The sequence below is a fragment of the Croceivirga lutea genome (assembly GCF_014235875.1).
Lineage (GTDB): Bacteria > Bacteroidota > Bacteroidia > Flavobacteriales > Flavobacteriaceae > Croceivirga > Croceivirga lutea.
On sequence record NZ_JACJUK010000004.1, the window covers coordinates 101,270 to 121,798 of the forward strand.

General features: G+C 34.1%; 26 protein-coding genes. 15 read left to right on the forward strand and 11 right to left on the reverse strand.

Annotated elements, in window-relative coordinates:
- Window positions 1-67 precede the first annotated feature (67 nt).
- Window positions 68-655, reverse strand: coding sequence for a fasciclin domain-containing protein (locus H5V42_RS08790; RefSeq protein ID WP_185782789.1), 588 nt, complete (start codon window positions 653-655; stop codon window positions 68-70).
- A 181-nt stretch (window positions 656-836) separates the two neighbouring features.
- On the opposite strand from H5V42_RS08790, the gene H5V42_RS08795 reads away from it, so the two are divergent.
- The 8 genes from H5V42_RS08795 (at window position 837) to pyrF (ending at window position 7,642) form a co-directional block, all read left to right on the forward strand.
- The gene (locus H5V42_RS08795) at window positions 837-2,015 is read left to right on the forward strand and encodes an AIR synthase related protein (RefSeq protein WP_185782790.1); all 1,179 of its coding nucleotides are present in this window, start codon (window positions 837-839) and stop codon (window positions 2,013-2,015) included.
- Between the two features lie 172 nt (window positions 2,016-2,187).
- Complete coding sequence (locus H5V42_RS08800) at window positions 2,188-2,646, forward strand: Rieske 2Fe-2S domain-containing protein (protein ID WP_185782791.1); 459 nt, start codon at window positions 2,188-2,190, stop codon at window positions 2,644-2,646.
- Between the two features lie 6 nt (window positions 2,647-2,652).
- Window positions 2,653-3,087, forward strand: coding sequence for a thioredoxin family protein (locus tag H5V42_RS08805; protein ID WP_185782792.1), 435 nt, complete (start codon window positions 2,653-2,655; stop codon window positions 3,085-3,087).
- A complete protein-coding gene (locus tag H5V42_RS08810; protein ID WP_185782793.1) occupies window positions 3,084-4,094 on the forward strand; it encodes an FAD:protein FMN transferase in 1,011 nt (336 codons plus the stop codon). The genes H5V42_RS08805 and H5V42_RS08810 overlap by 4 nt, the downstream gene beginning before the upstream one ends.
- Entirely contained in the window at window positions 4,091-4,306 is a 216-nt protein-coding gene (locus H5V42_RS08815) for a DUF4266 domain-containing protein (protein WP_185782794.1), read from the forward strand. Before H5V42_RS08810 ends, H5V42_RS08815 begins: the two co-directional genes overlap by 4 nt.
- A 128-nt stretch (window positions 4,307-4,434) precedes the next feature.
- Window positions 4,435-5,694, forward strand: coding sequence for a DUF3570 domain-containing protein (locus H5V42_RS08820; protein WP_229665664.1), 1,260 nt, complete (start codon window positions 4,435-4,437; stop codon window positions 5,692-5,694).
- A gap of 59 nt (window positions 5,695-5,753) precedes the next feature.
- Window positions 5,754-6,830, forward strand: coding sequence for a peptide chain release factor 1 (gene prfA, locus H5V42_RS08825; protein WP_185782795.1), 1,077 nt, complete (start codon window positions 5,754-5,756; stop codon window positions 6,828-6,830).
- On the forward strand, window positions 6,830-7,642 hold the full coding sequence (pyrF, locus tag H5V42_RS08830; protein WP_185782796.1) for an orotidine-5'-phosphate decarboxylase: 813 nt from the start codon (window positions 6,830-6,832) through the stop codon (window positions 7,640-7,642). Before prfA ends, pyrF begins: the two co-directional genes overlap by 1 nt.
- On the opposite strand, the gene H5V42_RS08835 is transcribed toward pyrF, so the two are convergent.
- On the reverse strand, window positions 7,639-7,827 hold the full coding sequence (locus H5V42_RS08835; protein WP_185782797.1) for a hypothetical protein: 189 nt from the start codon (window positions 7,825-7,827) through the stop codon (window positions 7,639-7,641). The two genes, pyrF and H5V42_RS08835, sit on opposite strands and share 4 nt — an antisense overlap.
- A gap of 178 nt (window positions 7,828-8,005) precedes the next feature.
- Between H5V42_RS08835 and H5V42_RS08840 the strand changes: the two genes are divergently transcribed.
- Window positions 8,006-8,788, forward strand: coding sequence for an alpha/beta fold hydrolase (locus H5V42_RS08840; protein WP_185782798.1), 783 nt, complete (start codon window positions 8,006-8,008; stop codon window positions 8,786-8,788).
- Between the two features lie 171 nt (window positions 8,789-8,959).
- Here the strand turns inward: H5V42_RS08840 and H5V42_RS08845 are convergent, their stop codons facing one another.
- From H5V42_RS08845 to H5V42_RS08855, 3 genes are all read right to left on the reverse strand, one after another.
- Entirely contained in the window at window positions 8,960-9,664 is a 705-nt protein-coding gene (locus H5V42_RS08845; protein WP_185782799.1) for a DUF4197 domain-containing protein, read from the reverse strand.
- A 13-nt stretch (window positions 9,665-9,677) separates the two neighbouring features.
- On the reverse strand, window positions 9,678-10,526 hold the full coding sequence (gene purU, locus H5V42_RS08850) for a formyltetrahydrofolate deformylase (protein WP_185782800.1): 849 nt from the start codon (window positions 10,524-10,526) through the stop codon (window positions 9,678-9,680).
- Window positions 10,527-10,614: 88 nt separating this feature from the next.
- Window positions 10,615-11,013, reverse strand: coding sequence for a hypothetical protein (locus H5V42_RS08855; protein ID WP_185782801.1), 399 nt, complete (start codon window positions 11,011-11,013; stop codon window positions 10,615-10,617).
- Window positions 11,014-11,141: 128 nt separating this feature from the next.
- Between H5V42_RS08855 and H5V42_RS08860 the strand changes: the two genes are divergently transcribed.
- The 3 genes from H5V42_RS08860 (at window position 11,142) to H5V42_RS08870 (ending at window position 13,746) form a co-directional block, all read left to right on the forward strand.
- Window positions 11,142-11,582 (forward strand): Lrp/AsnC family transcriptional regulator, encoded by a 441-nt coding sequence (locus H5V42_RS08860; protein WP_185782802.1) that lies wholly within the window; start codon window positions 11,142-11,144, stop codon window positions 11,580-11,582.
- A 36-nt stretch (window positions 11,583-11,618) separates the two neighbouring features.
- The gene (locus H5V42_RS08865) at window positions 11,619-13,040 is read left to right on the forward strand and encodes an alpha/beta hydrolase (protein ID WP_185782803.1); all 1,422 of its coding nucleotides are present in this window, start codon (window positions 11,619-11,621) and stop codon (window positions 13,038-13,040) included.
- A gap of 64 nt (window positions 13,041-13,104) precedes the next feature.
- The gene (locus H5V42_RS08870) at window positions 13,105-13,746 is read left to right on the forward strand and encodes a DUF1684 domain-containing protein (protein ID WP_185782804.1); all 642 of its coding nucleotides are present in this window, start codon (window positions 13,105-13,107) and stop codon (window positions 13,744-13,746) included.
- Between the two features lie 60 nt (window positions 13,747-13,806).
- Here H5V42_RS08870 and H5V42_RS08875 read toward each other — a convergent pair whose 3' ends face one another.
- The 5 genes from H5V42_RS08875 to H5V42_RS08895 all read right to left on the reverse strand — a co-directional run bounded on the left by H5V42_RS08875 (window position 13,807) and on the right by H5V42_RS08895 (window position 17,381).
- Window positions 13,807-14,841 (reverse strand): outer membrane beta-barrel protein, encoded by a 1,035-nt coding sequence (locus H5V42_RS08875; protein WP_185782805.1) that lies wholly within the window; start codon window positions 14,839-14,841, stop codon window positions 13,807-13,809.
- A gap of 105 nt (window positions 14,842-14,946) precedes the next feature.
- On the reverse strand, window positions 14,947-16,203 hold the full coding sequence (locus H5V42_RS08880; RefSeq protein ID WP_185782806.1) for an ammonium transporter: 1,257 nt from the start codon (window positions 16,201-16,203) through the stop codon (window positions 14,947-14,949).
- Window positions 16,204-16,228: 25 nt separating this feature from the next.
- Complete coding sequence (locus H5V42_RS08885; protein WP_185782807.1) at window positions 16,229-16,567, reverse strand: P-II family nitrogen regulator; 339 nt, start codon at window positions 16,565-16,567, stop codon at window positions 16,229-16,231.
- A 252-nt stretch (window positions 16,568-16,819) separates the two neighbouring features.
- Complete coding sequence (gene crcB / locus H5V42_RS08890) at window positions 16,820-17,185, reverse strand: fluoride efflux transporter CrcB (RefSeq protein WP_185782808.1); 366 nt, start codon at window positions 17,183-17,185, stop codon at window positions 16,820-16,822.
- Between the two features lie 16 nt (window positions 17,186-17,201).
- The gene (locus H5V42_RS08895; RefSeq protein ID WP_185782809.1) at window positions 17,202-17,381 is read right to left on the reverse strand and encodes a hypothetical protein; all 180 of its coding nucleotides are present in this window, start codon (window positions 17,379-17,381) and stop codon (window positions 17,202-17,204) included.
- Between the two features lie 331 nt (window positions 17,382-17,712).
- Between H5V42_RS08895 and H5V42_RS08900 the strand changes: the two genes are divergently transcribed.
- Window positions 17,713-18,099: a pyrophosphohydrolase domain-containing protein gene (locus H5V42_RS08900; protein WP_185782810.1), complete on the forward strand. Its 387-nt coding sequence runs from the start codon at window positions 17,713-17,715 to the stop codon at window positions 18,097-18,099.
- 26 nt (window positions 18,100-18,125) lie between these two features.
- Here the strand turns inward: H5V42_RS08900 and H5V42_RS08905 are convergent, their stop codons facing one another.
- Window positions 18,126-19,193: a branched-chain amino acid aminotransferase gene (locus tag H5V42_RS08905; RefSeq protein WP_185782811.1), complete on the reverse strand. Its 1,068-nt coding sequence runs from the start codon at window positions 19,191-19,193 to the stop codon at window positions 18,126-18,128.
- A gap of 105 nt (window positions 19,194-19,298) precedes the next feature.
- On the opposite strand from H5V42_RS08905, the gene H5V42_RS08910 reads away from it, so the two are divergent.
- Together H5V42_RS08910 and mnmD are read left to right on the forward strand one after the other, a co-directional pair.
- Entirely contained in the window at window positions 19,299-19,763 is a 465-nt protein-coding gene (locus H5V42_RS08910) for a DUF4920 domain-containing protein (protein WP_185782812.1), read from the forward strand.
- Between the two features lie 5 nt (window positions 19,764-19,768).
- Window positions 19,769-20,431 carry a tRNA (5-methylaminomethyl-2-thiouridine)(34)-methyltransferase MnmD gene (gene mnmD / locus H5V42_RS08915; RefSeq protein WP_185782813.1) on the forward strand — a complete coding sequence of 221 codons (663 nt, stop codon included), beginning with the start codon at window positions 19,769-19,771 and terminating at the stop codon, window positions 20,429-20,431.
- Window positions 20,432-20,529 lie beyond the last annotated feature (98 nt).

Genomic DNA, 20,529 nt, shown 5'->3' on the forward strand with positions numbered 1-20,529 from the left:
AAAAACATAAAAAAAACAGCTCACTAAAATGAGCTGCTTTTCGTCTGAGTTAGTAAATGATAAATTTTTATGGCATAACCACAGTATCAATAGCATGTATTACACCATTAGAGGCAGCTACATCAGTCATAATTACAGTTGATTTTCCACCTTTTGCATCAGTAAGAATTACGTTTTCTCCTTCAATACTAGCGGTTAACTGAGCTCCTTGTACCGTTGTAATTGTAAATGCACCATCATTGTCTTGAATAGCTTTTACAACATCAGCGGCTTTAAATTCACCTGCTACAACATGGTAAGTAAGAATTGCTGTTAGGTCACCTTTACTTTCTGGTTGTAATAAACCATCTACAGTACCTTCTGGCAATTTAGCAAACGCGTCGTTCGTTGGTGCAAATACCGTAAATGGCCCATCACCATTTAAAGTGTCTACCAATCCTGCGGCTTTTACTGCTGCAACTAGAGTAGAAAAATTTTCGTTACTAGCGGCCACACCAACAATTGTTGGGGTTTCCTCTACTGCTTCTACAGTAGTTGTTTCTGCTGCAACTTCATTTTCTTGTTCATTAGTGTTTTCTTTTTTTGGCTCACCACCACATGCTTGTACGGCAAAAACGCTTCCTAATAAAAGCGCACTTAATAATAACTTTTTCATAGTATTTTTATTGATTTCTCAAGGTTACAACAATGATTTCAAAAAATGTTTAATAAAAACATAAAAAAATTAAACAAAATGATAATTTATGATTTTGTTTTGAAAAAGTTTGTTGAAAACAAGATGATTTGTTCCTCATAATTTAAAACTAACATTACCTATTTTTGCGCAAAACCATTATATGTCCTCAGACACTAGTAAACGGTATGCGCAGAGAGGCGTTTCGGCATCAAAAGAAGATGTACATAACGCGATAAAAAATATTGATAAAGGTTTATTTTCTAAGGCATTCTGTAAGATTGTGCCTGATTATCTAACTGGTAGTAATGACCATTGTTTGGTTATGCATGCAGATGGTGCTGGTACAAAATCTTCGTTAGCATATTTATACTGGAAAGAAACAGGAGATTTAAGTGTTTGGAAGGGTATTGCTCAGGATGCTTTAATCATGAATATTGATGACCTTATTTGTGTGGGAGCAACTGATAATATAATGTTATCTTCAACCATAGGGAGAAATAAAAACTTGATTCCGGGAGAAGTTATATCTGCAATTATAAATGGTACTGAGGAGCTCATCTCAGATTTGGCTGAACATGGTATTTTGATACATTCTACAGGTGGCGAAACGGCTGATGTCGGCGACCTTGTAAGAACAATAATTGTAGATTCAACAGTAACCGCACGTTTAAAGCGAAGTAGTGTAATTGACAACGCCAATATAAAAGCAGGAGATGTAATCGTTGGTTTAGCTTCTTTTGGGCAAGCTACTTATGAAAAAGAGTATAATGGCGGTATGGGAAGCAACGGTCTTACTTCAGCAAGGCATGATGTATTTTCAAACTATATTGCAGAAACCTATCCTGAGAGTTTTGATCCATCGGTTCCAAAAGAATTAGTGTATTCAGGTACAAAAAAACTAACAGATAAGGTTGAAGGCTCACCTATTAATGCTGGTAAACTTGTACTTTCTCCAACCCGTACATATGCCCCAATTGTGAAGAAAATATTAGCGACCTATACTAGTGCCGATATTCATGGAATGGTTCATTGTAGCGGAGGTGCTCAAACCAAAATTTTACATTTTGTAGATAATTTGCACGTTATAAAAGATAACCTTTTTGCAGTACCACCTTTATTCAAACTAATACAAGAACAATCTGGAACAGATTGGAAAGAAATGTATCAAGTATTTAACTGTGGTCATCGTTTAGAGCTTTATGTGAATCCAGAAATTGCCGAATCACTTATAGAAATTTCAAAAAGCTTTAATGTAGATGCGCAAATAATTGGTAGGGTTGAAGCTTCTGAAACTAAAAAACTTACCATAAACAGTGCATATGGCAAATTTGAGTACTAAAACCATTTGTAGTTCTTAGCATAACTTCATAATAATTGACAGCTTTGCTAAAATATTCAATTGGGTTTTTGGGTTATTTTTTCAAAATGTTATAAAATCTGTAATTCAACGATTTAGCATACGAAACCCTTTGTAATTCTCGTTAGCTTTACAACCCCAATATAGAATTACTATGGAAAGAAAAGAATTTCTGCAAAGCTTGGGAGCAGGCGCTGCATTTGCGTTAATGTTTCCTTGCGTTAATGCATGTTCAAAAGATGGTGAAGATTTAGAGCAATTTCCAGAACCTTCTGGAGTCGATTTTACCATCGACCTTACCAGTTCAGAAGCTGCACCTTTAACTGAAAATGGTGGATTTATCTCTATAAAATCTGATCCCGCATTAAATTATTTAGATATTGTGGTGGCGCGTAATTTAGAGGGTGAATTAATTGCAGCTAGTAAAATTTGTAGTCATCAACAAACAGAAGAAGTTATTTTTAGAGAAATAGATGGTGGGGTATTCTTTTGTACCACACATAGTTCTAAATTCGCGCAAGATGGAACTTCATTAAATTTATCCACAACCAGTAATCCTTTAAAAGTATTTAATACAGAATTAAACGGTGATATTTTAAGAATTTACGAATAAGAGACCTTGAAAAGAGTATTTTTTCCCCTTTTATTAGTCACAAGTTTTTTTTGTTTTTCTCAACAATGGGAAACCGATTTTGAACGCGCTTATGAGCGTTCAATAACAGAAAATAAATTGCTACTACTTGTGTTTTCGGGTTCAGATTGGTGTGCACCCTGTATAAAACTAGATAAACAGCTTTGGCAGTCAAGTTATTTTAAAAGCTATGCAGAGGAAAATTTAGTATTGTATAGGGCCGATTTCCCAAGTAAAAAAAAGAATAAACTCCCCTTAGAATTGGCTAACGCCAACAAAGCACTTGCCGAAAAATACAATCCACAAGGTTTTTTTCCATTAGTTATTCTTTTTGATAATCAATTGCAAATTCGTAATAAAAAGGGCTATTTAAATGTTTCTCCAGAAAGTTATATTGAACAACTAACCACATTTACTCCATGAGAAAATGGTTTGTTGTCATAGTTAGCCTTTTAACGTTGGGTGTATACGCTCAAGATAACGACCCATTTGTATCTGTAAATAAGGTGCTTAAGTTAATGGGCACCCGTTTTGAAATTACCGTTGTAGCTGCCAATGAAGAAATAGGCTACATCAATATTAATGAAGCGGTAGCTGAAATAGAGCGTATAGAAAAACTTATTTCATCATGGAATATTAATTCAGAAACTTCTGAGATAAATAGGTTTGCAGGTATGAGACCTGTTAAAGTTTCTCAAGAATTATTCGATTTAATTAAACGAGCAATAAATATTGCCAAAATTACTGACGGAGCCTTTGACATTACCTATGCTTCTATGGATAAGATTTGGAAGTTTGATGGTAGCATGAAGGTTTTTCCATCAGAAGAAAGAATTAAGAATTCTATTGCTAAAGTTGGTTTTGAAAAGGTAGTATTAAATGAATCAGAATTAACAGTATACCTTCCAGAAAAAGGTATGAAGATTGGCTTTGGTGCAATTGGTAAAGGTTATGCCGCCGACAAAACTAAAAAGCTTTTAATTTCGAAAGGAGTCAAAGCTGGACTTATAAATGCAGGAGGAGATTTAACCTCTTGGGGAACAAAAGAAACCGGTGAAAAATGGTTGGTGGGTATTACAAATCCGTTAGATAAAGACAAGGTTTTTTCATGGCTACCTATTGTAGAATCTTCTGTAGCAACGTCTGGTAACTATGAAAAATTTGTTCATTTTAAAGGAAAAAAATACACTCATATTATTAACCCAAGAACAGGTTACCCTACCACGGGGGTTAAAAGCGTTACCATTTTTGCAAAAGATGCCGAATTGTGTGATGCCTTAGCAACAGCAGTTTATGTTATGGGTGTAGACGCAGGTCTACATTTTATTAATCAATTAGATGGGGTTGAGGTTTTGGTAGTTGATGATGAAAATGAAATACACAAGAGTTCAGGTGTAGTTTTAGACAAATCCACTAATTTTAAGAAATGAGAATAGTTAAACTAATTGTGGTCTTGTATTTACTTTTAACAGTTTCTTCATGCGTTGTAGTTAAAGAATACGAAAAAGTGTATTTGAACAATGAAGAAATGGTTTTAGGGTTAAAAAGTACTGAACGTTTTGAAACCAATTTTCAATTATATAGAGAGGGTGCTTCAGGTGCTAACGGCGGTAAAACAGGCGGTGGTTGCGGTTGTAATTAGGTAAAGTCTAAAATGTAATTATAAGGATTAACAACTTAATTAACGCTAAGCTGAACAAAGCCTGTTGAAGTAGTGCGAATTACTATGCAATTTTTACAGCGTATAGAATAAAAAGAAATAAAATTTAAGTGAAAAGGCTAATCGTATATACGCTTATGTTATTTGCAGGTATAATTTTTGCCCAGCAAGATGATGTAGCCTATAAAAAACGAGTTCTTGAGGCGAGTGAAATAGAAACCTTATTTAGTTATTATACCCAAGATGGTGGTAATGCAGCAGTTACGGGCGGTGAAGGTACAGAGGAACTTACAGATGCTACTTCAACCGTGGTATTAAAAATTCCGTTAAGCCAAGATGAGATTTTAACTATAGATACTGGTTTATCAGCCTATACTTCAGCTTCGTCTAGCAATGTTAATCCATTTGATGGTCGAAACGCTGCTAATGCCTTTAGTGCTTCGTCAGGAGCTTCAAGGTCAGATGTGTTGGCTTACTTTAGTCCTTCTTATACCCATTATTCTAATGACAGAAATCATATATGGAGTGCAAGAGCCTATATTTCTTCGGAATACGATTATTTTTCTATTGGCTTTGGAGGAAGTTATTCTTATTTATTTAATGAAAAAAATACTGAACTTTCCTTATCTGGTCAAGTGTATTTAGATAGTTGGAATCCGCAATACCCTATAGAATTTAGAGGAGGTTTTGAGAATCAACCAGGCTATAATCCGGTTTTTACACCCTTTGAAAATGAAAACCGAAACTCGTATTCAGCCACTTTGGGTTTTTCTCAAATATTGAGTAAAAGGCTACAAGCCTTGTTTACTGCTGATGTTGTTTACCAATCTGGACTTTTAAGTACACCTTTTCAGCGTGTTTATTTTGACGATGCACAAGATGTTTTGGTAGAAGAATTTCAATTGGCAGATGATGTAGAACGTTTGCCAGAAACAAGATTTAAAATTCCCCTAGGAGTTCGGCTTAATTATTATGCAAATGATTGGGCTATTTTACGTAGTTATTATCGTTTTTATACAGATGATTGGGGTTTACAAGCCCATACAGCAAGTCTTGAAGTTCCATTAAAATTATCAGATAAATTCACCCTTTCTCCTAACTTTAGATATTACAATCAGACTAAAGTAGATTATTTTTATGAAAAAGAAGAAGCACTTTCTTCATATGAATTTTACACCTCAGATTTTGATTTAGCAGCCTATTCTGCAAATATGTATGGTGTTGAGTTGCAGTATAAAGACATATTCACAAAAACTAAGATTTATGTTTTTGGTTTAAAATCTGTTAATCTTAGATATTCTTACTACAAACGTAATACGGGTTTAGATGCTTCAATTTTCTCGTTAGCAACTTTGTTTGTAATCGATTAATGAATAAAATAGAAAGCCTTAAAAAATTGTAAATTCGCAACCGAATTACCTGAGGAAATATGCTTGATAAATTGAACATAATAAAGCAACGCTTTGATGAGGTTGCTGACTTGATTATACAACCAGATATAATTGCAGACCAGAAGAAATACGTTACCCTAAACAAAGAGTACAAAGACTTAAAAGAACTGGTAGATAAGCGAGAGCAATACATAGAATATCAAAATAATATAGCCGAAGCAGAAGAACTAATTGCTGATGGTAGTGATGCAGAGATGGTTGAAATGGCCAAAATGCAGTTAGATGAAGCTAAAAGCGCATTACCAAAGTTAGAAGAAGAAATAAAATACTTACTAATTCCTAGAGACCCAGAAGATGCTAAGGATGTGGTTATGGAAATAAGAGCGGGAACAGGTGGTGATGAGGCTAGTATATTTGCTGGCGACTTGTTTCGTATGTACACCAAGTATTGCGAGGGTAGAGGCTGGAGAACCAATATTATCGACCTAAGCGAAGGTACTGCAGGTGGTTATAAAGAAATACATTTTGAAGTTACCGGTGAAGACGTTTACGGTACACTTAAATTTGAAGCAGGTGTACATCGAGTACAACGCGTACCGCAGACTGAAACTCAAGGTAGAGTACACACTTCGGCAGCAACGGTAATGGTGATTCCGGAAGCAGAAGAATTTGATGTGCAAATAGACCCTAAAGACGTACGAATAGACTTTTTCTGTTCTTCTGGTCCAGGAGGTCAATCAGTTAATACCACGTATTCTGCGGTAAGATTAACACATATTCCAACAGGCTTGGTTGCCCAATGTCAAGACCAAAAATCACAACACAAAAACAAAGAAAAAGCCTTTAAAGTATTACGTTCTAGGTTATACGATTTAGAATTGGCAAAGAAGCAGGCTGAAGATGCTGCCAAAAGAAACTCACAGGTTAGTAGTGGTGACCGGTCAGCTAAAATTAGAACATACAACTATCCACAAGGGAGAGTTACAGACCATAGAATTGGACTAACATTGTACGATTTACAAAATATTGTCAACGGAGATATTCAGAAAATTATAGATGAACTAATGTTAGTTGAGAATACTGAAAAATTAAAAGAAGCATCTGAAACCCTATAATGAAGCTGGAAGATTTAGTTGTTCAAATTCGGAAAAAACAATCTTTTCTATGTATTGGTTTAGATACCGATTTAGAAAAGATTCCTTCTCATTTATTAGAAGAGGAAGATCCCATTTTTAGTTTTAACAAAGCAATTATAGACGCTACTCACGAATTCTGTGTAGCCTTTAAACCAAATATTGCTTTTTACGAAGCTTATGGTATTGCTGGATGGAAATCTCTAGAAAAAACAATTAACTATTTAAATACTAATTACCCAGAGCAGTTTACAATAGCTGACGCCAAACGTGGTGATATAGGAAATACCTCTACCCGCTATGCAAAGGCTTTTTTTGAACAATTAAATTTTGATAGTATTACCATAGCGCCCTATATGGGTAGAGACTCTGTAGAACCCTTTTTAGCCTTTAAAAACAAGCATACCATTTTATTAGCGTTAACCTCTAACAAAGGTGCGTTTGATTTTCAGACAAAAAAAGTAGAAGACAAAACTTTATATGAGCAAGTTTTAACAACGTCAAAAACCTATGAAAATAGTGAGAATTTAATGTATGTAGTAGGTGCCACTAAGGCTGAATATTTAGTAGATATTCGTAAAATAATTCCTGAAAACTTTTTATTGGTTCCCGGAGTAGGGGCACAAGGCGGAAGTTTAGAAGAGGTTTGCAAGTATGGCATGACTAGCAATATAGGATTGCTAATAAACTCCTCGAGAGGTATTATTTATGCTTCTAACCAAAAAGATTACGCTGAAGCCGCGGCAAGCAAAGCCAAACAATTACAAGAAAAAATGGCTAAACTTATGGTTTAAGCCATTTGGTCTAATAGCTTTTTGAAGCTATTTGCTTTACCCTCAAAAAAGTCAGCTAATCTTGAATCTAAGGTTGAAGCAGCTTTTTCTACAAAACCGTGATAGTGATATTCTAAAGCTGTTACGGCTTCGTTTAGTTGTTCAACTGGAGTCACAGCTCCAATACGGCAATTTTGATTGTTCATGGGACTTTAGGTTTGTTGTTACGAATTTAGAAGTAATTACGATAAGTTGTTGCTGTTTAGATGTGGTATACACCTAAAAATCAGGCAGTTTGTCTAAATTTAACGTTGTTTTATAAGTCTGAGAAAAAATCTTGTGGGTTTAGCAAGATTTTTTAACCTATTTTTAAAAGAAAAACTTTTGCTTCATTACACGGTTTACGACACGCAGCCAAACGCGCCATGGGTTACATTTGTGCACGGTGCAGGAGGTAGTTCTTCCATTTGGTTTAAGCAATTACGAGCTTATAAAAAACATTTCAATATTCTGCTCTTAGACTTAAGAGGGCATGGAAATTCAAAATTGAATTTAAAGGAGGCTTTAAATGATAAATACACTTTTGATAGTATTACTGATGATATTATAGAAGTAATTAATCATGAGAAAATTGAAAAGTCTCATTTTATTGGAATATCTCTTGGAACCATTCTAATTAGAAATTTGGCAGAGAAATATCCTGAAAAGGTAAGTAGTATGATAATGGGTGGCGCAATTATGAAACTCAATTTGCGTTCACAAGTATTAATGAAGTTGGGAGTGGTTTTTAAATCCATAGTACCTTACTTATGGTTATATAAGTTTTTTGCTTTTATAATTATGCCCAACAAAAATCATAAGGAGTCACGATTGTTATTTGTAAATGAAGCAAGAAAGCTTTACCAACAAGAATTTATACGTTGGTTTAAGTTGGCTTCTGAGATAAATCCTTTACTTCGTTTTTTTAGATCAGCAGATGTAGGTATACCTACCTTATATATTATGGGAGAAGAAGACTATCTTTTTTTACCAACAATTAGAAAAATTGCGGAGCAACACTTACAATCTTCGTTGGTGGTTATAGATAATTGTGGCCATGTAGTAAACGTAGAGCAACCTGAAGTATTTAATACGACCACATTAGCTTATTTACAAGAGTTAGGGTAGAATGTAAACAAAAAAACCGGTTGGGTAACCGGTTTTTAACTAACTAACTCAAAAAATGCTAACTCAAATAACTTTTTATAAAAACTATGTAGTATTTATAATTGTCTTGTTATTATATAGTTATAACGATTTATAAAAATGGTTATTGCTTTTATTGTAGTTTTTTTTGAATTAGTTGTCTTGTAAAGCAAACACCTTTTTTAGAAGGTCTGTAGTTCTAGAATTTAAGTTATTTCTGATTTCTTTTTCTTCAAGTTCAATCATGGTAAAAACCCCTTTAAGAGCTTCTTGCGTAACGTAATCAGTTAGGTCTGGATTAACATCATTCGTAAGTGGAAGATTGTTATATTTTGTTATGAGTTCACTCCAAATAGCATCTGCACCAACCTTTTTAAATGAAGCTTCTATTACCGGGTTGAATTTATCATACAACTGAGTTTGTGTGCGCTGCTCTAGATATTGAGTTGCTGCGTTATCTTCGCCCAACAAAATAGTCTTTGCATCAGCAAAAGTGATATCCTCTACGGCACTTACAAAAATCGGAATAGCTTCGTTCACAGCATCTTCTGCAGCTCTATTCAATATTTTGAGTCCTTCATCCGCCAATGAACTCAACCCAATTTTTCTTAAGGTATTGTCAACTTTGGTAAGTTCTTCTGGCAATACAATTTTTACCAGCTCGTTTTTGTAGAATCCGTCTTCCTTGGTAAGTTTATTAACCTGCTTATCTATCCCAAAATCTAAAGCTTGTCTTAGACCAGTAGCAATTTGGTCATTGCTCAAAGTGCCTTGTGGTAATTGATTAACAACTTGTTGTAATTCTGCACAGGAAACCAGCGCAAATAGTGAAATAAATACTACTACATGTTTTTTCATTGGGGATTAAGTTTTAGGTGAATATTACAGTTTTGTTATTATATACCATGGTTTTTCGGCTAATATGAAGCTGCACCGCTCTAGAAAGCACTATTTTTTCTAAGTCTCTTCCTTTAGCAATAAAATCTTTAATACTATGAGTATGAGATACAGGTACAACATCTTGTTCAATAATTGGGCCGGCATCTAGTTCTTCAGTGACGTAATGGCTAGTAGCTCCAATAATTTTTACGCCACGTTCAAAGGCCGCATGGTAGGGTTTTGCCCCTGCGAAAGCTGGTAAAAAAGAATGATGAATATTTATAATCCTATCGGGATAATGAGAAATTAAATTAGGTCCTATAATTTGCATGTACCTAGCTAAAACCACAAAATCTACCTGATGTTGGTTTAAAAGTGCTATTTGTTTTTCTTCAGCTGCTAACTTATTGTTTTTAGAAACAGGTATATGATGAAAAGGTAGGTTGAACTGATCAGCAATATATGCTAAGTCTCTATGATTGCTGAGTATAAAAGGAATTTCAACTCTTAATTCTCCTGATTTATACCTACTCAACAAATCATACAAGCAATGGTTGTATTTAGAAACAAACAAGGCCATTTTTGGGGTATGTTCTTGCTCAAAAAGCTGCCAAACCATTTGATACTTGTCGGCTAATTCATTTTTAAAAGCGGTAGAAAACCCTGATTTGCTAAAATCACTGTCAAATTCAGCTTCAACTCGCATGAAAAAAACTCCAGATTCTTTGTCAACGTGTTGATCTAAATACACTACGTTACCATTTTTTTTAAAGATAAAATTGGTAACGGTACTTATAATGCCAGCAGTATCTGGGCAATTAATAAGGATTATTTGATTCAAGACTTTAAATTTAAAGCTCAAAGGTATAGCATAGCGCTAAGCCCAACAATGAAAACATAAAAGCAAACAAAAAGTGGATGGCTTGTGACTAAGCAAGCAACGATTTTCTCCAAGACTTAAAGTGTCTTCTAAACAACTTTATTTCTTGTCGTAATAAATTAACATACTCCTTTTCTCTAACGCCATCTCTGTCTAGACCGTTACAATAAGAAAGAATATTTTTAGTAATAGTATTAATAAAGGTAAGGTGCTTCGAACGTAGTTCAACACAGTCTGTATCCACAGTCTCTGAAATAAATCTCGAAATTAGTTGGGCATCGTCTTTAATAGCGCTGACAATTTCTGAACGTAAAGAAGCTATTTTTCTTCGTTTAAAAAGTGGAGAAGATTTTTCCAAAGAAAAATAGGCCTCTAAAGCTAAACTTAAATCGTTAACTTCTAAAGACTTTTGATAAACCGGCAAAGATGAAAGGTTAGACTTATTCATCATTAAATTTCATAGCATTTATCTTATAAAATTACGTTCATTTTAGGCAATATCAATTTAAATATTAAAGCAATATGAAATAATAGAATATAATTATTAAGTTATTTTTGTAAAATACTTTAAAATCTATGGATGAATTGAATTGGAAAATTTTAGCCTGTTTACAGGTCAATGCGAGAGAGTCTTTTTCTAGTATTGGGCGCAAGGTTGGGCTCACATCACCAGCCGTAAAAGAACGAGTTGCTAAAATGCAAGACGCAGGTATAATTCAAGACTTTAAAACCGTAGTATCCCACACACATTTAGGGTTTCAATTGCGGGCAATAATAACTTTAAGAGCCTTCGTGGGTAAATTAAAGCCCTTCTTAGAGCATGTAAAAAACTTTGATGAAGTCTTAAATTGTTATCGAATTACAGGTAACGAAAACATAATTATGGAGGTAGTTTTGCAAAATCAATCGCATCTTGAAAAATTTATTGATACCTTAATAACTTATGGCGAAACTAGAACACATATAATTTTATCAAATGTGATTTCTAATGCTCAAGTTAAAAAAGTTAATAAGTAAATAAGTTTTTGGTAAGATTTTTGATGATTCAGCATTATGAAAACAAAACTACTGCTCACCTCACTAGTTGTACTATTTTTTAGCCACTATAATTACGCCCAAGATATTACGCTTAAAAAAGGAGTAATCATTGATAGTCTTAACATTATAAATGTTGAAGGTGAAACCTTTGCTTTGTATTTACCCAAAAACTATGAAAATAAAGGTACTTGGCCCTTATTTGTGGCAATAGACGTTAATGGAAAAGGAGCAGAAGTAATTACTAAATTCAGAGCTGCAGCAGAAGAGCATAATTATGTTTTAATAGCCCCAAATACACTAAAAGACACCATAGGGTTAGATGAAAATGTCAAAAAAATTGGTAGAGCAATAAATACTGGAACAGGTCTATTCAATATCAATAGCAGTAGAATTTATGTAGGTGGTTTTGATGCAGGTGCAAGGTTGGCAAATGTTATTCCTATAATTTATAATTCAGTTTCTGGTGTTTTAGCTTGTGGAGCTACTTTTGCAAATACGGAATTAATTACTAGAAAAAATCCTTTTCATTTTATCGGTATAGTTGGTAAAGAAGATTTTACCTATACCGAAATTTTAGAAACCGAAAAATTGTTGAATAGATTAAAATTTGATAATAATATTCTGTCTTTTAATGGCGGTAAAGAATGGCCTAGTTTAGAGTTGTTATCTAAGGGTTTTCAATATTTCACGCTAAGAGCTATGGCTAGAGATTTTGCTACCAAAGATTCCACTTTTATATCCTCAAGTTTTTTAAATGATTTTAATGCGGTTGCATCCCTAGAAAGAGAAGGAAAAAAATTGATGGCCTACCGTGCACTTATTGAGATGCAAAATGCATATCGAGATTTAAAACCAATAGATTCTATTGAAAATAGAATAAAAGCATTGAAAAAAGATAAAGACTTTAGACAATTAAACAGAAACCAAGAAGCCGCTTTTTTCAAAGAAGAATTTCTAAAAGAGGATTACCAGTTTGCATTAGAGGATGACATATTAACTTACAATTACAATAATTTAGGCTGGTGGAATTACCAGATAAAAGAATTGCAAAAATTTGTAAATGGTAAAACCTTGGCAGAACAACAAATGGGTAAGCGCTTAATTGGTTTTATTAACGCCATTGTTGCTGACCAAATAGACCTTTTTAAAGCAAATGCAGAGGTTGATGATGAAGCAGTTATTCTATTAAGCATGTTAAAAACTATTGTTGCTCCTAAAGATTATAACTACTATTTAGATGTAATAGCATTAAGTTCAAAATATGAGGAATATGGCACGGCAATTTTCTATTTAGAAGAATTGCTTAAAAATGGTTTCAAAGACAAGGATAAACTTTATAATTTAGAGCATACAGCCTTACTTAGAATAATGCCTGAGTACAATGATTTAATTGCCGAGTATTTAACTGATGCTCGATATGAAATTAAGGAGGAATAACAGCTTTCCAATATCATTATAAGAGGTTGTATTTTTGAAGTGCTCAACAATAAATTTCTTGCTAATGAAAAGCTATTTCGTATTTTTTTTACTGTTGATTTTAGCCTGTAATAATGGTAAAAAATATCATGATGAGAATACAGTGCTAACCCAAGAAACACCTGCTGCAATTGCAGCTATACTTCAGTTTCAAAAAGAGTTGAATGAGGAATACAAAAATCCAGAAACTTCCCCGTTACCAGACAGGTTGCGTGCAAAATTTGAAACCTTAGATTTTTTTGAGCCAGACACCAATTATGTGGTAACGGCTAAATTAGAAAAAACGCCAGATTCCGAACCTTTTTTTATGCCTACAACAACAGATAGAAAGAGTATGGAGAAAGTTTATGCCATTGCTCGTTTTAGTTTAAACGGAAAACAACATCAATTAGAAATTTATCAAAGTTTAGATTTATTGGAAGAAGAGGGTTTTGAAGATTATTTGTTTTTGCCGTTTTTAGATCAAACAAATGGTAATGAAACTTATGGTGGAGGTAGGTATATAGATTTAAAATTGCCAGAAGGGGATACCATGGTTATTGACTTTAATAGGGCTTACAATCCCTATTGTGTCTATAATAAAAAATACTCCTGCCCCTTGGTGCCAAGGCAAAATTATTTAGAAACCAAAGTGATGGCAGGAGTACGAGACTTTAAAAAGAACTAAAAAATCCCTCAACAAACTGCTGAGGGATTTCATTTGCAACTATCTATAAACGGAATTCAATTAATCAAAAGAATAAATTGCTGCTATTGCAAAAGATGATAAGCTGTCTGAAGCCAATCCATCTGAATCTAAAAAGGCACCATCAGCACTATCTAATCTAATTTCTGGTTTTATAATTAAGTTGTCTTTAGTAAAGCTTCCTGTTAGGGTAAGTGCTAAAACATCATCATAATTATCGCCACCATCAGCAGTTGCTGCAAAATATTCACCTCTAAGTCCGATAGCAAAACTATCAGAAGTAGATAATTGTGGGTATAATGCTAAACCGTAGAAACCAGTATCAGCTTCATCATTAGTATTGTATGCAGCGTTAACCCCTAAGAAGAAGTCCTCAGAAATATCTACACCACCAGTATAATCAATTTCAAAACCTAAACCTCCGTTTTTACCACTGTCGTAGTAAAGGTTAAGAAACTGACCGTAAACACCTAATTGAGCTCCTAAAGAATATTCACCAGTTCCACTAATATCATTGGTATCCCATGGGTTCATAATACCAAGCATTAAGCTAACATCATCAGATAAAGCAAAATCTGCTTTAACCCCTAAATGAGAGAATGGACCATTTGAGAATAAGTAAGATACGCTGTAGTTGAAGTTAGCTTGTGGAGCTATTACCTCATACCCTAAGAATGTATTAAAACGACCAATAGTTAAGGTTGTGCTTTCAGAAACATTCCAATATGCATAGGCCTGATTGATAATACCGTTTAAAACATCGTTGTTAAACGTAGCTTCAGTACCTCTGGGGCCAAAAACTAAATCAACTACTACACCGGTAGAACCAGATTCATAACTACCAATTAAATTGGCCATACCTAGAGCAAAACCAGTTTGGTTTGCAAAAGATGTTGGAGTAGCTGTCGTAGCGTCTCCGGCATCGTTAAACGTAGTTCTAAAATAAGCATCTACACTACCAGAAAAAGATAATGGACTTGTAGTATCGTCATCTTGAGCAACTGCAGTTAAGGTAACTAATGCTGTTACTAGTAATAGTGATTTTTTTATGTATTTTGTAATTGTAATCGCTTTCATAATATGAATAATTAGGCCTGAACAACAGGCTGTTGTTTTTAAATTTTGTGTATTTGAAAAGGTTACTAAACGGAGTGTTCTGCCAAACACTCCGTTGCTTTTTATTTAGTTTTCGTGAGCGTGGAAATCAGCGTAAGCCTCCATACCATGCTCGTGTAGGTCCAAACCTTCTAGCTCTTCTTTTTCAGAAACTCTAATACCTGCTATTTTCTTAATTGTAAATAGAATAATAAATGCCGTTACTGTGCAGAATGTAGCTGCAGCACCTACACCTGCTAATTGAACTAAGAATTGGTCAAAACTTGCAAGGGCTCCAAAAATACCTACCGCAAGTGTACCCCAGATTCCGCAGATTAAGTGTACCGCTACAGCACCAACTGGGTCATCTAATTTTAATTTATCTATAAGTGCAACACCAAAAACAATTACAACACCTGCGATTAAACCAATAATAACAGCTTCGTTAGGTGACATTTGGTCTGCACCTGCGGTAATACCAACTAGACCTCCCAAAATACCATTCATGAACATGGTTAGGTCATAATTCTTGTATTTTATCCAAGAGGTAAGGAATGCAGAAACACCACCAGCTGCTGCTGCCAAAGAGGTTGTTACTAAAACTAACGAAGTTAATTCTGGGTCTGCAGATAAAACAGAACCACCATTAAATCCAAACCATCCTAACCATAAAATTAATACACCTGCCGCTGCTAAAGGTAAACTGTGACCTGGTATTGCTTTTGGTTTACCATCTTCGCCAAATTTTCCAATTCTGGCACCTAAAAGATAAATGGCAATAAGTGCCGCCCATCCACCTACTGAGTGTACCAAAGTTGAACCTGCAAAATCATAGAAACCTTCGGCTTCACCGTAAGTTAAAGAAGAAAGGAATCCACCACCCCATTGCCATGAACCTACTATTGGGTATACCAACCCAACATAAACAATGGTGAAAATCATAAACGGACCTAGTTTTACACGTTCTGCTACTGCTCCAGATACAATTGTTGCTGCCGTGGCAGCGAACATTCCTTGAAATAGAAAATCTGTCCACCAAGTGTAACCACCATCAGCATATTCAGGTGTCATACCGTTTTCAGGGGCCGCAATACCAAAACCTGCAAATTTTAAAAATCCGAAATCACCATCTTCAAAACCTGGGTACATAAGGTTGAAGCCACCTATGTAATAAAGTAGTAATCCTACGGTAATAATAAATACATTTTTAAATAGAATATTAACTGTATTCTTTTGCCTAGTTAGACCTATTTCTAAAAAAGAGAATCCAAGGTGCATGAAAAATACCAAAGCGGTACAAATCATCATCCATACGTTGTTAGCTGTAAATAATCCTGCTTCCATAATAATAAAGTTTGTTGGTTTGATGTTAGTTAATGCCGGCCTGACCGCTTTCTTTTGTTCTAATTCTGTAAGCTTCTACTATATCGCTAACAAAGATTTTTCCATCTCCAACGTTACCGGTTTCAGCAGAATCTAAAATGCATTGCACCGTTTTCTCTAGATACTCATCAGATACTACTATGGATATGTATCTTCTTTGTATATCTGAAGTACTATAAGATATACCACGATATACGTGTCCTTGTTTTTCATTTCCAACTCCAGTTACATCCCAGTAGCTAAAGAAGTTCACCTCAATTTGATGCAGTGCTTTTTTCACCTCATCAAATTTTGACTTTCGAATAATTGCCTCGACTTTTTTCATGATTAAATAATTAATTGAGTGCCAAATATATGTTAACGAAAATTTAATCCTATTAAAAACGAGGGGTATTGATTCATTTTTTAGATAAATAAAAAATATACCCTCTTTTTTTAGGGGTATGCAAAAAAATACAACTATATATTTTTGATATGCCCAATTAATCGCCTTGAGCGAATTCTATCAATTGTGATAAATTGATAAGAAAACCCGATTAAGTGTTAATTCTGTAAAAAAATGGGGGTGTGATTAGTATTATTTAGAAAAATAAAGACCAGCAGCTACGGCAGCAATACCAACCATGACACTTAAGGCAAGGTAAATAGCAAAATTAGTGAGGTCACCAGCTTTTAGTAAGGAGTGTTTTTCAAACGCAAAAGTTGAAAATGTAGTAAAGCCACCACAAAATCCTGTTGCTAGTAAAAGTGTGGTGTTAGAAGAAATAAGGTTTTCTTTAGCAGATAATCCTAGAATAAGACCAATTAAAAAACAGCCAATAATATTTACGGTAAAAGTTCCAAGAAAGAAATTGCTTAGATATGGATTTAAACTTTTGGAGATAAGGTATCTTGTTACGCTACCTAAACCGCCTCCTAGAAAGACTAGAAGAATTTGTTTCATACCTTAAAGGTATAACCTAAACCGCTTTTTTGTATTCGGGTTCAGAAATTTGTTTTGGTAACGCTTTTGGAATAGCATTTTCAGAGACCTTCATAAACGTTCTTCTGAAGCTTTCTTTAGCGCCGTTTACACTGAAAATCAGTAAGATGGCGTTAATTGCTAATAGTATGGTCAAGATTCCAAAAAAGGTCGTCATATTGACTAGGTTATTTGAATACAAAAGTACAGGTTTTCTTAAGCAATAACTTTTTATTAAGAAAAATGTTGCGTAACGCGGCATTTTTGTGGTGTAATCAAATAATTGGTTAATTTTTTAAGACATTCTTTATTACAAAAAGAATAATTATAAATCCAATCAATAAATAAAGGACCCATTTTGCGCCTTTATAATTCTTATTATGAAGATTTTTGTCCTTTTTGTAAGATAAAACGATAATAATTGTAAATACAACTATAAATAGGAGTGCAAATATTAGTTGCCCAGAAGAAAATGGCATAGCTTGTGAATTTGGACAAAATTACATCAAATGAATCAAAAAATTAATGCAGTAAAGGAGTTTCATAAAGCCTTTGGATTGGGAGTGCTTAATTCACCAAAAGCCAATTTAGGTAAACAAAAAAATAGATTGCGTTTTAAATTAATGCAAGAAGAAAATGAAGAATATTTAGAAGCTTGTGAAGATAATGATTTGGTTGAAGTAGCCGATGCTTTAGGAGATATGTTATACATTTTATGTGGTACAATACTAGAACATGGCATGCAGCATAAAATTGAAGAGGTTTTTAACGAAATTCATAATAGTAACATGAGCAAACTAGGTAAAGATGGTAAACCTATTTATAGAGAAGATGGTAAAGTTATGAAGGGGCCAAACTATTTTAAACCAAACATTAAAGCAATACTAAACAAATAAAAAAAGCACCCAATTGGGTGCTTTTTTTATTTTACTTGGTATCTCCAATTAAATGGGTCATCAGCTAAATTGTATTGTATAGCAGTTATTTTCTTCTTTAAAGAATCTGCAAAGCTATTTTCTAACTTAGGTAATTCATAGTCTTTTCCTTGGTATCCAAAACCTGAAATAGGTGAAATTACTGCAGCAGTTCCGGCACCAAACATTTCTTTTAAAGAACTGTTGTTAGCGGCTTCAATTATTTCAGAAACTTTTAATTTGCGGACTTCAGTTTTTATTCCCTCATTTTCCGCCAATTGTAAAATACTTTTACGGGTAATACCATCTAGAATTCTGTCACTTGTTGGTGCAGTTATCAAAGTATCACCAATGCGAACAAATATATTCATGGCACCAGCTTCTTCTATATATTCATGAGTGTTATCGTCTGTCCAGATAACCTGTTGGTAGCCTTTATCTGTAGCTAGTTTAGTAGGGTAAAACTGTGCTGCATAATTACCACCAGCTTTAGCATAGCCTACCCCACCGTTTGCTGCTCTTGCGTAAGTTTCTTCTATTAAAACGCTAACCTCTCCAGCAAAGTAAGGACCAGAAGGTGCGGTGCAAATTAAAAAGGTATACTTGTCTGCGGGCGAAGCATGAAAACCATTTCCAGAGGCAAACATAAACGGTCTTATGTATAAAGAACTACCTTCAGTTTGTGGTATCCAATCTTTATCTACTTGCAATAGCGTAGAGAGGCCTTCCATAAAATACTCTTGAGGAATTTCTGGCATTGCCATTCTTGCTGCAGATTTGTTTAATCTACTATGATTATCTAAAGGTCTAAATAACCATATCTTATCTTCTTTGTCTTTATATGCCTTCATACCTTCAAAAATGGATTGACCATAATGAAAAATTTTAGCTGAAGGATCTAGAGAAATTTTTTGGTATGGAATTACTTTTGGTGCGGACCAGACGCCATTTTCATATTCGCAGACCATCATGTGGTCAGAAAAAATACTACCAAAAGGTAGGTTATTAAAATCTACCGAAGCTAGCTTGCTTTCTTTGGTCTTCTCAACCGAGATTTTGTTTAGTTGCATTTCCATAAACCATTATTTAACAAATAAAATTAGGTATTTCCAGCTTCATATTAGGCAGCTTTGTACCTTTGGACTACAAAAATGTTAATACCGCGTCAATTTTTTTAGAATATGAAAAATTTTAACAAAATACTTGTATTATTTCTAGGCTTATTACCCATTTGTATACTTGCACAATCTTCTGAAAGTTTTGAGTTGTTTGGAGAGCGATTTGAAATTCAAGAAAATTTGGGCAATTCAATTGATTTTTCTTCTATCCAAAAAGGTGAAAATTTAAATACGCAACTTGAGGGTCAAATAACAGAAGTTTGCCAAGCTAAAGGTTGCTGGATGAAAGTAAATCTTGCTAATGGAGAAGAAGTTTTTGTACGATTTAAAGATTACGGTTTTTTTGTGCCAACCAATTCTGCAGAGAAAACCGTAGTAATGAATGGTGTAGCATTTATCGAAGAAATGTCTGTTGAAGACCAACAGCATTATGCTGAAGATGAAGGTGCTTCTAAAGAAGAAATTGAAAAAATAACTTCGCCGAAGAAAACGTATCGTTTTGAGGCAAATGGTGTATACATTAATTAAGGTAGTTGAAGCGGGAAATAATTACAACTGCAGACGGCTCAACTACCATTCATTTACCAGATTGGAATGAGAGTTATCATTCTAAACACGGTGCTATACAAGAAGCTTATCATGTTTTTATAAAAAATGGGCTCGATAAAATTACGAGAAAAGAAATTCGAATTTTAGAAATAGGCTTCGGTACAGGATTAAATGCTTTTATTACGCTTTTAGAAGGCATTAAACAGCAAAAGCAAATTACGTATTACGGGGTAGAGGCATTTCCTGTTCCTGTTGAAGAAATTCATCAACTCAATTACCTAAAAGAATTAGGTGAAGAAAATTTGAAACCATTATTTCAAAAACTTCATGATTTGCCTTGGGAGATGGAGGAAGAGGTGACCCCTGCTTTTTCGCTTAATAAAATTAAAGATGACTTTAGAAATGTTCAATTCGACAACAAATTTGAACTCATTTATTACGATGCTTTTGGCCCCAGAGTACAACCAGAACTATGGTCGCAACAGCTTTTTGCTACCATGTATATTGCGCTTAAAAAAGGAGGTGTTTTGACTACCTATTGTGCAAAAGGTGATGTTAGAAGGGCTATGCAAGAAGTAGGTTTTACTGTTAACAGAGTTGAAGGGCCACCTGGTAAAAGAGAAATGTTAGTAGCTTTAAAAAATTAATTATTTAATCTCCCTTTAAGAGTATTTGCATAACATTATGATAAAGTTTAACAAACACAATTCAATAGTGTTAATTCTTTCGTAATCATTAAAAATCA